The organism is Streptomyces lunalinharesii (assembly GCF_039532155.1).
In the GTDB taxonomy this organism is placed as follows: Bacteria; Actinomycetota; Actinomycetes; order Streptomycetales; family Streptomycetaceae; genus Streptomyces; species Streptomyces lunalinharesii.
In genome coordinates this window covers 151,076-163,839 of the sequence record NZ_BAAARK010000010.1, presented here as the reverse complement: position 1 = coordinate 163,839, position 12,764 = coordinate 151,076, and the positions used below count along the sequence as shown (strand labels likewise).

The following is a 12,764-nucleotide window of genomic DNA, read 5'->3' as shown; positions in this document are numbered from 1 at the left end:
CTCCCAACGGGTGAACAGTGCTGATTTGCACCGCATTCACAGCATGCCCGGAGGTTCGTCCCGACGCACCGAGGGGAAGGGGGTGGGTCATGCGGTGGAGCGGGAGAGTGCGAACGGTGGCGCTGGCGGTGCTGGTGGCGCTGACCTCGGTGACGGCCTGCCATCCGGTGCGGATCACCCCGGCGCTGCGGCCCGGCGCGCACGGCCCGGCGGTCCGTGACCTCCAGGCCCGGCTGGCTCAATTGCACCTCTTCCGCCACGACCCCACCGGCCGCTACGGCACCGGGACCACCCGCGCCGTCCGCACGTTCCAGAAGGAGGCCGGGCTGTCCGTCACCGGGGCCTTCGCGGGCGCGGACCGCTCGGCCCTCAGGTCCCGCACCCGGAAGCCGACCCACGACGAGCTGCACCACACGGGCAAGATCTGGGACCACGGCGGCAATTGAGCAACCCCGCCCACCGCCACCCCGTCCGGGCGGCGCCGGTTCGGGCGCAAGAGAGGTGGGCGCGGGCAGGGCCGGGGGAACGTGCCCCGCCCGCGCCGGGTGCGCCGAGCCACGGGTACGGGGGGAACCCAGGCTCGTGCGCCGCCGATGACCAGTCGGCTCATTTCTTACTGCGTCGCGGCGTTCAAAAACGTCACACCCGACCGGCGGGAAGGGTTCCGGTTGGGGTCGGTACGGGTGTGCTGGGGGCTGGTGCGGGGGTGGTGCCGGCCGGCGGAACGCTCGGGGCGGGCGTCGCGGTGGGCGACGAGTCGCCCTCCTCGTCGCCGCTGCCGCCACCGTTGTGACCGCCTCCGGCGTTGCCGCCGTTGCCGCCGTTCTCGCCCTGACCTCCGCCGTTGCCGCCCTTGCCGGCTCCGCCATCGTTGTCACCCGAGCCGCCGCCCTGCTGTCCGGACTGCGTGAGGTACTGGCGGCAGAAGGCGTGCACCCGGTCCGGGCCGCCGGCCTTCGATTCGAGGCGCCGCAGGGTGTCGCGGTCGATGTCGCCGCGCCTGCCGGTCTCGTAGTCCTTGCACAGGGCCAGCAGCAGCCGCCGCTTGCCCTTGCCGTCGCCGTCCTGCTGCGGCCAGCCGTCCCCGCCGGGGGTGCCGGTGCCGGGCGTCGGGGTGCCGGGCGTGGGGCCGGGGCCGTGACTGCCGCCGGGGCTGGGACTGGCGCCGGGGTCGGTGGGCCGCCCGTCGGGCGGGGTGGCCGGGGTGCGACCGGTCTCGCCGGTGGTGGCCGGCTCCCGGGTCTCGAAGGTGCTGGGGCTCTCGGCGGCCGAGACGCTGGCCCCGGGCTGCGGTTCGCCGCCCCGGAACGGGGTGGGCAGCACGCCGGTGCCGGCGGCGACCGCGATGCCGCCGATCGCGCACACCGCGAGGGCGACGGCGAAACCGCGTCTGAAGGGGCGGGCGATCCCGCCGCGTTCGGCGACCCGGCGGGTGCGGTTGCCCCGCAGGCCGGGGAGCGCGGCGCCGTGGGCGGTGTCGCCGCGGGCGCCGGGGCCGTGCCGGGCGTTCCGGAAGGCGGCCAGGGCGGCCTCCTCGCCGGGCAGCGGCGCGGATTCGGGCAGGCCGGAACCGGCCGCCGCGGCGGCCTTCAGCAGGTGTTCGAGTTCGGGTGTGCCGTCGCCGACCCGGGAACCGGCCGGCTCACCACGCAGCAGTCGCTCCGCGGCGTCCTTGTCGAGCCAGCTATACCGGTCGTCGGCCATCACATGTCCTTCTGCGTTCGTGCGGCCGTTTCCGTCACACCTGGTACGTACGAATCCGCCACACCGTCCTGGTGTCTTCGGTCCTGTACGGGCAGCTCACCGAGCGTGCCGCTGCCCGGGCCCGGACCGGCGGACAGCCGTCGCCACGCCCCGTCGCCGTCGTCCCCGCCACCGTCTTCGGTGAGGAGTTCGGCGAGCTTCTTCAGACCGCGGTGGGCCGCGGTGCGCACCGCGCCCGGCCGCTTGCCCAGGACCTGGGCCGCGCTCTTGGCGTCCAGTCCGACCACCACCCGCAGGGTCACCGCCTCGGCCTGGTCCTGTGGGAGCCGGCCTATCAGGCGGAAGGTGCGGCCGGTGCCCAGCGCCTCCAGCGCCTCGCCGGCGGTGTCGGACACGGCGGGGGTGTCGGCGAGTTCGCTCTCGTCGCCCCCGACGGCCGGTCGGCGGCCGCGCATCCGGATGTGGTCCAGGGCACGGTTGCGGGCGATCCGGGCGGTCCAGCCGCGGAAGCGGTCCGCGTCGCCGCTGAAGCGACCGAGGTCACGGGTGATCTGCAACCACGCCTCGGACGCCACGTCCTCGGCGTCCGCCTCGCCCACCAGGGTCCGCAGGTAGCCGAGGAGCCGGGGTTGTATGGCGCGGTAGACGAGCCGGAACGCCGCCTCGTCGCCGTCCTGCGCCGCCTGCACGGCAACCGTCAGCCGTCCGTCGTCCGGCTGAATGTCGTCCCCTCGCACGGGTCCATCCTGTCGCACGCTGAATGTCCGCCGCCCGGTCCTTGCCGCTTCGTGCTGTCGCTAGTTTCTTCGCTGCTGGTTGGCCGTCCGGTCCGTCCGGGCCCGCCGCGCGGCCGGTGCGGTCAGCCGCTGCGCCGGTCGTCGGACGTCCGGCCGTTCCTGCTGACCGTAACGGGTGAGACCCGGTGCCCGGCACCCGGGCCACCTCTTGGGACGGGCGGTGCACCGGCACGACGTGCACTCGCACTCATCCGAACTCCCCAGTAACCAAACGCCCTTCGGGCCGCGGAGCCGGCCGCGGGCCGTCGCGCCAACCGGCGCGTTCCGGCACGTTACGGGCCCCGCCCGGCCCGCGTCCAGACCACTGGCCGTGCCGCCACCCGTACCGCGTGTGACGCTTTCGGGTCCGCTGGCGCTGTATCGGTTAGGAGCCCTTCGCGGACTCCGCGTGAGCGACGGCCGGGGCCTCTCCTGTGGGGGGTGGCGGCCTCGGCCGTCTCTCGCGATCTTCCGCCCGGACGGTCAGATCCGGTTCGCCAGCGCCTTGAAGTCCACCCAGGACAGCGCGGGGGTGCGCGGGTCCCAGGTCTTCTGCGCCAGCGCCGCCAGCGGCATCTTGATCCCGGCCGCGATCTGCTGCGCACTCTGCGCGTCGGCGTGGTCGCACCAGACCCCGAACCGCCCGCCCGGGATGCGGTCGGCCCCGGTCTGGTCCACCGGCACGGACACCGGCGAGGTGTGGCGCAGCACCCGCGGGGTCCAGCTCTGGTAGATCCGCTCGCCCGTCGGGTACGTGAAGCCGTTGGGCTCGCCGAGCACGTAGTAGAGGTACTCGTCGTTGAGGTTGAGCACGGTGCGGCCCTCGCGCAGGAAGTCGGCGGGGTCGCGGGCGCCGATCTCCTTGCCCGTCCAGTAGGCGACCGTGCGGTTCTTGTCGGCGGCCACCTTTCCGCCGGGGAAGAAGCCGTCGTTCCACGCCTCGATCCGGGTCTTGCCGGCGGCCTGCACGGTCTTCTGCCGGTCGTTCAGCCAGCCGGTCGCGAGGTCCTTGATGGTGGCGCCGGCGCCGTACTTGTCCCGCGCGGCCTTGGCGAGCTGCGGGTACGACGCCTCGGGGTTGCGGGACATCAGCGCCTGGTACTCGTCGCCGCCCAGGTGCCAGTAGGGGCCGGGGAAGAGCTGCCCGAACTCCTTCAGCAGCGAGTCGACGAGTGCGCCGGCCTGCGGCTTGGAGATGTCGATGGCGCCGCGCAGCACGGTGCCGGAGGCGTTGTGCAGCTGGAGGTCGGGGTAGTGGTCGAGGACCGCGCCGAGGTGGCCGGGCGAGTCGATCTCCGGGATGAGGGCGACGTGCAGGTCCTGTCCGACCTTGATGAGGTGGCGGACCTGGTCCTTGGTCAGGTGGTCGGCGGAGACGATCTGCGGGTGGCTGTCGCTCTGGATGCGGAAGCCCTGGTCGTCGGAGAAGTGCAGCTGGAGCTGGTTGAGCTTGAGGTCGGCGAGCTGCCGGATGCGGGTCTCGATCCAGTCCGCGGTGAACGGCTTGCGGGCGTTGTCGAGCAGCATGCCGCGCTGGGGGCGGTCCGGGCGGTCCTCGATGGTGCCCTCGGGCAGGCCGCCGGCGTTGCGGACGGCCTGTTTGACGGTGCGGGTGCCGTTGAAGACGCCGGCGTCGGTGGGGGCGGCGAGGGTGAGCCGGCCCGCGCGGGCGGTCAGGGTGTAGGACTCGTCGGCGGTGCTGTTGGGCGGGGCGTTGTCGGGACGGTCGGCACCGCCCGATCCGCCGAGCTTCACCTCGACGTCACCGGGCCGGACCTCCTGCTTTCCCCACACCACCGCCAACCCGCCGAGATCCTTGGCCATGAGTTGCGCTTCATCGGCGACGGTGCTCTTCTGCCCGGCCGGTACCACAACCCGGGCGTCCTTGGTCGGCCGCCAGCCGTTCCCGTCCGCCGGGCGGAACTCCCGGACGGCCGGCACGATGCGCGGCGGGCCGGTCACCTTCGCCCACGTGGGGATGGGTGCGGCGGGGCTGGAGGAGCTGGGGGCGGCCCCTGGGGGCTGGGAATCGGCGCCTTGGGAGCAGCCGCCGAGCACCAGCGCGCCGGCCAGCACCGGGGCGGCCCACAGCGCGCGGCGGGCCGCCGGACCGACGGCGGGGGCGGCCGGACGCGGGGGCCGGGGGAAGGCCGAGGGCCGCGGGAAGCGCGGCGGCCGCATCGGGTTCGACATCGTGCAATCCTCACTTTTCGGGGCGAAGGCACTGCCGGGGGTGCGGGGCAGGGCGTCCACCGTGCGCGCGAAAGCTCTCTCATCCGGGTGAAAATCGCGCATCCGTCGGACAGTGGCCGGCGGGCGTCGTTAGCGTGGCCTCGCCGTCGCTCACTCCCTTCCAGGGCGCGTGGACCGCCGGAAAACCGCCGGGTGCCACCTCATGTGACGTATCACCACACCTGCTGCACATTCCGTACGTATCAGACTTTTCATCCTTTTCGCCCCACGCGCCGCTCGGTTTCCGCCAGTCGCCCGCCGCCCGCCCACCACAACCACCCTCAGCCGTCCCGTCCGCCCGAGGAGCCCACGCTGTCCGGTGACACTCCGGCCGCCCGCCCGCCGACGCGGCCCCACCCGCCTGCTCCGCGGTGCGGCATACCGTGGCAGGAACCGCGCACCGAGCCCGCGGCGGCCGGCCTCGCCCGCTTCCACGCGCTCCCCCACGACCGGGCCGTCGCCACCCTGCTGACCTGCTGCGGCTGCCTCCGGTGGGCCGAGCGGATCGCCGCCCACCGCCCCTATCCGGACCTGGCGTCCCTCCTGGCCGCCGGCGACGAGGCCGGCTACGACCTCACGCCGACCGAACAGGCCGAGGCGCTGGCCCAGGAGGCGCCCGCACCGCTGCCGCCGGCCCGCCCCGGCCCCGGCACCCTCGCCGCCCACACCGCCCTGCGCGCCGCCCACGCCGCCTACGAACTCCGCTTCCGGCACGCCTTCGTGATCTGCCTCGACGGCTACCGCGACGACGAGCTGATGGACCAGACCCTGCACGCCATCCGCACCCGCCTGGCGCACGAGCCCGACGAGGAGCGGACGGTCGCGGCCGACCACTTACGACGCCTGGCCGGTGTCCGACTGGGGCGACTCGCGGCGACTTGTCGCTGATGGGGCAGTTCGTACTTGTGTGATAGCCCGTTGGTGCCTGTTTGATCACACCTAAGGACCCCCGCGCGAGGAACCGACAACTCGTCGATACGATGACGAGCGGCCGGTGGACCGTACCCGGCCGGGCCCGACCGACAGAGCTGTACTTCTTTGGAATAGAAGATTGGCGGCGCGGCCCTAATCCCCGCTCCCGGAGGGTTCTTCCGTGCCGGCTGGAACGCTGTACCGCGGCCGGGAAGGCATGTGGTCCTGGGTGGCTCATCGAGTCACTGGCGTCCTCATCTTCTTCTTCCTGTTCGTACACGTCCTCGACACCGCTCTCGTTCGTGTCTCCCCCGACGCGTACGACAACGTCGTTGCGACTTACAAGACGCCCATCGTCAACGTGATGGAGTACGGCCTGGTGGCCGCCATCCTCTTCCACGCGCTCAACGGCCTGCGGGTCATCGCTGTGGACTTCTGGTCCAAGGGCCCGAAGTACCAGAAGCAGATGCTGTGGACCGTCGTCGGCGTCTGGGTCGTGCTGATGGCCGGTGCCTTCTACCCCGTGCTGCAGCACACGCTGCGCACGCTGTTCGGGAGCTGACGCGTGATGTCTGCTGAATCCACCGCTGTGGGCACCGCCGCGGAGAACGTCGCGCTCTACGACGCGGACAACCCGGCTCCCGTCATCGAAGCGCCCCGCAAGCGCACCGGGAAGACCCCGAAGTCGACCCGCACCAACTTCGAGCTGTACGGCTGGCTGTTCATGCGGCTGTCCGGCATCGTCCTGGTCGTCCTGGTCCTCGGCCACCTGCTGATCCAGCTGGTGCTCGACGGCGGCGTCTCCAAGATCGGCTTCGCCTTCGTGGCCGGCCGCTGGGCCTCGCCCTTCTGGCAGGTCTGGGACCTGCTGATGCTGTGGCTCGCCATGCTGCACGGAGCCAACGGCCTGCGCACCGTCATCAACGACTACGCGCAGCGGGACAACACCCGCTTCTGGCTGAAGATGCTCCTGTACACCGCCACGGTGTTCACCGTCCTTCTGGGCACGCTGGTGATCTTCACCTTCGACCCGAACATCCGCTAGGCCCCGGGCTGAGGGACAGAGGTATTCCACCCATGCAGATCCACAAGTACGACACCGTCATCGTCGGCGCCGGCGGCGCCGGCATGCGCGCCGCCATCGAGGCGACGAAGCGCAGCCGCACCGCCGTGCTGACCAAGCTGTACCCGACCCGCTCCCACACCGGTGCCGCCCAGGGCGGCATGGCCGCGGCCCTCGCCAACGTCGAGGAGGACAACTGGGAGTGGCACACCTTCGACACGGTCAAGGGTGGCGACTACCTGGTCGACCAGGACGCCGCCGAGATCCTGGCGAAGGAGGCCATCGACTCGGTCCTCGACCTGGAGAAGATGGGCCTGCCCTTCAACCGCACGCCGGAGGGCCGGATCGACCAGCGCCGGTTCGGCGGTCACTCCCGCAACCACGGTGAGGCCCCGGTCCGCCGGTCCTGCTACGCCGCGGACCGCACCGGCCACATGATCCTCCAGACGCTGTACCAGAACTGCGTCAAGGAGGGCGTGGAGTTCTTCAACGAGTTCTACGTCCTGGACCAGCTGATCACCGAGGTCGACGGCGTCAAGAAGTCGGCCGGCGTGGTCGCCTACGAGCTGGCCACCGGCGAGATCCACATCTTCCAGGCCAAGGCGGTCATCTACGCCTCCGGCGGCACCGGCAAGTTCTTCAAGGTGACGTCGAACGCCCACACGCTGACCGGTGACGGCCAGGCGGCGGTCTACCGCCGCGGGCTGCCGCTGGAGGACATGGAGTTCTTCCAGTTCCACCCGACCGGCATCTGGCGGATGGGCATCCTGCTGACGGAGGGCGCCCGTGGTGAGGGCGGCATCCTCCGCAACAAGGACGGCGAGCGCTTCATGGAGAAGTACGCGCCGGTCATGAAGGACCTCGCCTCGCGCGACGTCGTCTCCCGCTCGATCTACACCGAGATCCGTGAGGGCCGTGGCTGCGGTCCCGAGGGCGACCACGTCTACCTGGACCTGACCCACCTGCCGCCGGAGCAGCTGGACGCCAAGCTCCCGGACATCACCGAGTTCGCGCGCACCTACCTCGGCATCGAGCCCTACACGGACCCGATCCCGATCCAGCCGACCGCGCACTACGCGATGGGCGGCATCCCGACCAACGTCGAGGGCGAGGTGCTGGCCGACAACACCACCGTCGTGCCGGGCCTGTACGCCGCCGGTGAGGTCGCCTGCGTCTCGGTGCACGGCGCCAACCGCCTGGGCACCAACTCGCTGCTGGACATCAACGTCTTCGGCCGCCGCGCCGGCATCGCCGCCGCGGAGTACTCCGCCACCGCCGACTTCGTCGAGCTGCCCGAGGACCCGGCGTCGCTGGTCGCCGCGCAGGTCGAGCGGCTGCGCGACGCCACCGGCAACGAGCGGGTCACGGAGATCCGCAAGGAGCTGCAGGAGACCATGGACGCCAACGTCATGGTCTTCCGCACCGAGCAGACGATCAAGACCGCGGTCGAGAAGATCGGCGAGCTGCGCGAGCGCTACCGCAACGTGTCCATCCAGGACAAGGGCCGGCGCTTCAACACCGACCTGCTGGAGGCCATCGAGCTGGGCAACCTGCTCGACCTGGCCGAGGTCATGGCGGTCTCCGCGCTCGCCCGCAAGGAGTCCCGCGGCGGTCACTACCGCGAGGACTACCCCACTCGCGACGACGTCAACTTCATGCGGCACACCATGGCGTACCGCGAGGTGGGCGCCGACGGCTCCGAGTCGATCCGGCTCGACTACAAGCCGGTCGTGCAGACCCGCTACCAGCCGATGGAGCGTAAGTACTGATGAGCACCCCCACTCTCGACCAGCACTCCGCGGCCCTGGACGCGGCCGAGAACGACGCCGCGCACCTGGTCACGGTCACCTTCCGGATCCGCCGGTTCAACCCGGAGGTCTCCGAGGAGGCCCGCTGGGAGGACTTCCAGCTGGAGATCGACCCCAAGGAGCGCGTCCTGGACGCCCTCCACAAGATCAAGTGGGAACTGGACGGTTCGCTGACGTTCCGTCGCTCCTGCGCGCACGGCATCTGCGGTTCGGACGCCATGCGGATCAACGGCCGTAACCGGCTGGCCTGCAAGACGCTGATCAAGGACATCAACCCGGCGAAGCCCATCACCGTCGAGGCCATCAAGGGCCTGACGGTGCTGAAGGACCTCGTCGTCGACATGGAGCCCTTCTTCCAGGCGTACCGGGACGTGATGCCGTTCCTGATCACCACCGGCAACGAGCCGACCCGCGAGCGGCTGCAGTCCGCCGAGGACCGCGAGCGCTTCGACGACACCACCAAGTGCATCCTGTGCGCGGCGTGCACCTCGTCGTGCCCGGTGTTCTGGAACGACGGGCAGTACTTCGGCCCGGCGGCGATCGTCAACGCGCACCGCTTCATCTTCGACTCGCGTGACGAGGGCGGTGAGCAGCGGCTGGAGGTCCTCAACGACAAGGACGGCGTCTGGCGCTGCCGGACGACCTTCAACTGCACCGACGCCTGCCCCCGTGGCATCGAGGTCACCAAGGCGATCCAGGAGGTCAAGCGAGCCCTGATCACCCGACGGTTCTGATCCGTCGGGCCCGATCCGGGCCGCCCGCCTCCGAAAGGGCCCCGCTCCCCGTGCGTACGGGGGCGGGGCCCTTCGTCGTGCCCGGGCGGCCCGGGCCCGGGTCGCTCAGCCCGAGCGCAGCGCCCGTGCGGCCAGCGCCTCGTCCTGGGCCCCCCGCTCCCGCATGACCCGCGCGTATGCCTCCAGGGCGGCCCGGCGCTGCTGCAACTCCGCTATTTCCGCGTCGAGTTGGGCCATCTGACGCTCCACCGCGCCGCATGAGAACGCGCACGGGGTCAGCCCCGGGCCGCCCTGGGCGCAGGGCAGCAGGTCGCGGATGGACTCGGTGTTCAGGCCGGTGGCGAGCAGGTCCCGGATGCGGCCGACGGTCTCCACGGCGTCGGCGTCGTAGGTGCGGTAGCCGTTGGCGTCGCGGCCGGCGCGGAGCAGACCGCGCTGCTCGTAGTAGCGCAGGACGCGGGCGGTGACGCCGGTGCGGCGGGCCAGCGCGCCGATCCGCATCCGGCCCCCCGGGGACGTGCCCGTCCGTGTGCCGACCGTCATGTGAGGCTCCTCTCACCGCTCCTGCCCGCTCCGGCTTGACCTTCACACCGGTGTCAAACGGCAACCTCGTCGGCATGACGCAGATTCCCGCAGCGCAGACCCCGTCCGTTTCCCTCCCGCCGCTCTCCACCACCGTCGCCGGCCCGGCCGGCGGGCCCGGCGTCCTGTTGGCGCACGGCGCGACCGGCAGCGTCCGCGACAACTACGGCACGCTGATCCCGGCGTTGACCGCCACCGGCCACCGGGTGGTGGCGCCCGACTACCCGGGGTCGGGTGAATCCCCGCGCGCCACCGGCCCGTTGGAGTTGGACGCGCTGGCCGACGCGGTGGTCGCCGAGGCCGTCGCGGCCGGCTTGGAGACCTTCACGATGGTCGGCTTCTCGATGGGCACCGCGGTGTCCGTACGGGCCGCGGCCCGGCACCCGGAGCGGGTGCGCGGGCTCGTCCTGACCGCTGGGCTGGCCAAGGCGGACATCCGCGCGCAGGTCTGGCTGGACCTGTGGCTGCGGCTCCTGGACCACGGCGACTACCAGGGCTTCGCCCAGGCCCGGACGCTCAGCGGACTGTCGGCCGAGCGCCTCGCCGCGCTGTCGCCGGCGGAGTTGGCCGCCACCCTGGACCCGGACCCGACGCTGCCGCCGGTCGGCTCGGCGGAGCAGGCGGCCCTGGTCAAGGCCCTGGACACCACCGCCGACCTGCCGGGCATCGCGGTCCCCACGCTCGTCATCGCGACCACCCTGGACGCCCTGCTGGACCCGGCCCACTCCCGCTACCTGGCCGCGCACATCCCGGGCGCGCAGTACGCGGAGGTCGCCAGCGGGCACCTGCCGATGGTCGAGCGGAACGCGGAGTGGCTGGCGTTGATCGGGGACTTCCTGGCCGCGCGGGGGCTGTGACCGGGCGGGCAGGCGGCGGGGGCCCTCGCCCGCCGGGGCCCGCCCCTCAGGTCGCCTCGCCGTTCAGCACCTTGTCCAGGAAGCCGTCGAGGTTGCGGACGGTGCGCGTGATCCGGTCCGGCAGGGGGAGGGTCTCCTCGTGCCGCCCGGCCAGCTGGGACTTCTTGCGGCCGCGGACGTAGAGGGAGCAGGCGAGGTCGGCGCACAGGTAGGTGCCGACGGTGTTGCCCTGCCGGCCCGCGGGCCCGGCGCGGCGGGCGGCGAGCAGGCTCACCCCGGAGCCCGGGTGCCCGGTCAGGCAGATCGAGCACACCGTGGTCTTGGTGAAGCTGCGCCGTACGCCCTGCGGCACCCGCAGGGTCACGCCCATCAGGCCGTCGCCGCGCGGCGCGACGAGGTAGCTGCGGTCGGGGGCGCCCGGGTCGCGCCAGCCCAGGAAGTCGAGGTCCGACCAGGGCAGTGCGGCGAGCCCCACGGGCAGGTGGAGCCGGCTCGCCTCCCCCTTGGAGCAGTTCACGAAGGAGGCGCGCAGCTGTTTCTCACCGACCGGATCCATGATTCGGACGCTAACAGCGGGGCCCGGGGCGCGTCGTGCGAATTTTCCGCGTCCCGTCCCCGCGCCGGCTCACTCGATCACGGACGGCGGGATCTCCCGCGGCGGGGTGGGCTCGTCCTCGTCGAGGTACCGGGACCGCGGGGTGCCGGTGCGGGACCGGCCGCCCTTGTCGGACGTCTCGCCCGGGCCCTTGCCGTGGGCGGCCGTCGGGTCCGCGGGGGTCGCGCGGGCGCCGCCGCGGCTGCGGTGGAGTCCGCCGCCGCCCTGCCGGTTGCCGCCGGCCGGGCCGGGCGCGCCGGTCGGGCCCGTCGGCCGCGCGGTGGGGGTGCCGGGCACCTGCGGCGGCAGGGCGGCGCGGGCGGCGACCGCGTCGGGCGCACCGGCCCGGCCGCTGGCGCTGCGCCGCGCCCCGCCGGAGCCGCGGGCACCGCCGGCGGGCTTCCCGCTGCCGGTCACGCCGATGACGCCGGGCATCATCGCGCCGCCCGGGAAGCCGCCGGCGGCGGGGGCCGGGCTGCTCTGGCCGCCGGACGGCGGGCCGCTGCCGAGCGCGTGGGCACCGGCCGGCGGTGCGGTGAGGCTGCCGCCGCCGGTGCTCTCCAGGCCGGTGGTCACCGGCCGGTCGGCCCGGGGGCTGTCGAAGCCGGCCGGGACCGCGCCGCCGCCGACGCCGTTGGGCCGCTGCGCCGCGGGCGGGTGGTGCGGCTGGGGGCCGCCGGTCACCGCGGCGTTCACCGGCGGTGGGGTCGGGCCGCCGGCGGGGGCGACCGGCCAGTCGCCGTCGATCCCCCCTCCGGTGCCGTCCTGGAGCCGCTTGGTCTGTGCTTCGTAGTGGGCGGCCAGTTCGTCCATCACGATGACGGCTTCGATCTGGCGTTCCTTGCTGGGCGGGAGGCTGCCGCGGTTGAGCTCCAGCGCCATCCGGGTGTCCAGCTTGGGGTTGGCCATGTCCCGCTTGAACTGGTTCTCGTCGCCGGTGGGCGCCACCGGGTCGGGGGCGCCCCCGGCGAGCTGGAGCTTGACCATGGCCTTTTGGACTTCGCGGAGGTTGTGCGCGACGCCGACCTCGGGGCCCGTGGCGCGCGAGCCGATCAGGGTGGACTCGACGTTGCGCGCGTGCTGGTAGCTGCGGTCGAGCTTGGCCAGGACCTTGGCGGCCTCCCGGCGGAACGCCTGGGCCGCCGAGCCCTCCCAGTGCGCCGAGGCGTGGTCGACGGCGTCCTTGAACGCCTTGCGGATGCCGCCGTGGCCGTCGTCGCCGCCCAGCCGGTCGGCGGAGGACCGCCAGTGCCGGCCGGAGGTCTCGATGGCCGCGGGGCTGGCGTGGTCGGTCATCGCCCGGAGCGTGGCCAGGTCGTGTTTCTGGAAGTCGGAGGGGGAACGCGGGGTCAACCGGTGGCCCTGGAGCGACGTCAGCCGCTCCGCCCGCTCCTGCTCCGTCCCGTGCCGTTCCCTCTGCTGGGCGCCGTCGTCGCGCTCCGGCCCGGCCTGCGTCATGCCGGTCCCCCTTCGTCGTCCTCGCCGTCGTCAGGCCCGCCCG

The 12,764-nt window shown here is 72.8% G+C and carries 13 protein-coding genes; 7 read left to right on the top strand and 6 right to left on the bottom strand.

From position 1 onward, the window contains the following. The first annotated feature begins 107 nt into the window (after positions 1-107). Positions 108-446, top strand: a complete 339-nt coding sequence (locus ABD385_RS17930; RefSeq protein WP_344576926.1) for a peptidoglycan-binding domain-containing protein — start codon at positions 108-110, stop codon at positions 444-446. 193 nt (positions 447-639) lie between these two features. On the opposite strand, the gene ABD385_RS17925 is transcribed toward ABD385_RS17930, so the two are convergent. The 3 genes from ABD385_RS17925 to ABD385_RS17915 all read right to left on the bottom strand — a co-directional run bounded on the left by ABD385_RS17925 (position 640) and on the right by ABD385_RS17915 (position 4,673). Then, positions 640-1,704, bottom strand: coding sequence for a hypothetical protein (locus ABD385_RS17925; RefSeq protein WP_344576924.1), 1,065 nt, complete (start codon positions 1,702-1,704; stop codon positions 640-642). Further along, positions 1,704-2,441 (bottom strand): RNA polymerase sigma factor, encoded by a 738-nt coding sequence (locus tag ABD385_RS17920; RefSeq protein ID WP_344576920.1) that lies wholly within the window; start codon positions 2,439-2,441, stop codon positions 1,704-1,706. Before ABD385_RS17920 ends, ABD385_RS17925 begins: the two co-directional genes overlap by 1 nt. A 522-nt stretch (positions 2,442-2,963) precedes the next feature. Further along, positions 2,964-4,673 (bottom strand): beta-N-acetylhexosaminidase, encoded by a 1,710-nt coding sequence (locus tag ABD385_RS17915; protein WP_344576917.1) that lies wholly within the window; start codon positions 4,671-4,673, stop codon positions 2,964-2,966. A gap of 204 nt (positions 4,674-4,877) precedes the next feature. Here ABD385_RS17915 and ABD385_RS17910 point away from each other — a divergent pair, with 204 nt between their 5' ends. From ABD385_RS17910 to ABD385_RS17890, 5 genes are all read left to right on the top strand, one after another. Continuing rightward, entirely contained in the window at positions 4,878-5,600 is a 723-nt protein-coding gene (locus ABD385_RS17910) for a 2-oxo-4-hydroxy-4-carboxy-5-ureidoimidazoline decarboxylase (RefSeq protein ID WP_425585425.1), read from the top strand. A gap of 205 nt (positions 5,601-5,805) precedes the next feature. Next, positions 5,806-6,186 (top strand): succinate dehydrogenase, cytochrome b556 subunit, encoded by a 381-nt coding sequence (sdhC, locus tag ABD385_RS17905; protein ID WP_016574684.1) that lies wholly within the window; start codon positions 5,806-5,808, stop codon positions 6,184-6,186. Between the two features lie 6 nt (positions 6,187-6,192). After that, the gene (locus ABD385_RS17900; RefSeq protein ID WP_344576910.1) at positions 6,193-6,669 is read left to right on the top strand and encodes a succinate dehydrogenase hydrophobic membrane anchor subunit; all 477 of its coding nucleotides are present in this window, start codon (positions 6,193-6,195) and stop codon (positions 6,667-6,669) included. Positions 6,670-6,701: 32 nt separating this feature from the next. After that, positions 6,702-8,456: a succinate dehydrogenase flavoprotein subunit gene (gene sdhA / locus ABD385_RS17895; protein WP_344576908.1), complete on the top strand. Its 1,755-nt coding sequence runs from the start codon at positions 6,702-6,704 to the stop codon at positions 8,454-8,456. Continuing rightward, positions 8,456-9,229 (top strand): succinate dehydrogenase iron-sulfur subunit, encoded by a 774-nt coding sequence (locus ABD385_RS17890; protein ID WP_344576906.1) that lies wholly within the window; start codon positions 8,456-8,458, stop codon positions 9,227-9,229. Before sdhA ends, ABD385_RS17890 begins: the two co-directional genes overlap by 1 nt. Before the next feature lie 105 nt (positions 9,230-9,334). On the opposite strand, the gene ABD385_RS17885 is transcribed toward ABD385_RS17890, so the two are convergent. Further along, the gene (locus tag ABD385_RS17885; protein WP_344576905.1) at positions 9,335-9,772 is read right to left on the bottom strand and encodes a MerR family transcriptional regulator; all 438 of its coding nucleotides are present in this window, start codon (positions 9,770-9,772) and stop codon (positions 9,335-9,337) included. Between the two features lie 74 nt (positions 9,773-9,846). Between ABD385_RS17885 and ABD385_RS17880 the strand changes: the two genes are divergently transcribed. Continuing rightward, the gene (locus tag ABD385_RS17880) at positions 9,847-10,668 is read left to right on the top strand and encodes an alpha/beta fold hydrolase (protein WP_344576902.1); all 822 of its coding nucleotides are present in this window, start codon (positions 9,847-9,849) and stop codon (positions 10,666-10,668) included. 46 nt (positions 10,669-10,714) lie between these two features. On the opposite strand, the gene ABD385_RS17875 is transcribed toward ABD385_RS17880, so the two are convergent. Together ABD385_RS17875 and ABD385_RS17870 are read right to left on the bottom strand one after the other, a co-directional pair. Beyond that, positions 10,715-11,224 (bottom strand): FBP domain-containing protein, encoded by a 510-nt coding sequence (locus ABD385_RS17875; RefSeq protein WP_344576899.1) that lies wholly within the window; start codon positions 11,222-11,224, stop codon positions 10,715-10,717. 69 nt (positions 11,225-11,293) lie between these two features. Then, the gene (locus tag ABD385_RS17870; RefSeq protein ID WP_344576896.1) at positions 11,294-12,721 is read right to left on the bottom strand and encodes a hypothetical protein; all 1,428 of its coding nucleotides are present in this window, start codon (positions 12,719-12,721) and stop codon (positions 11,294-11,296) included. Positions 12,722-12,764 lie beyond the last annotated feature (43 nt).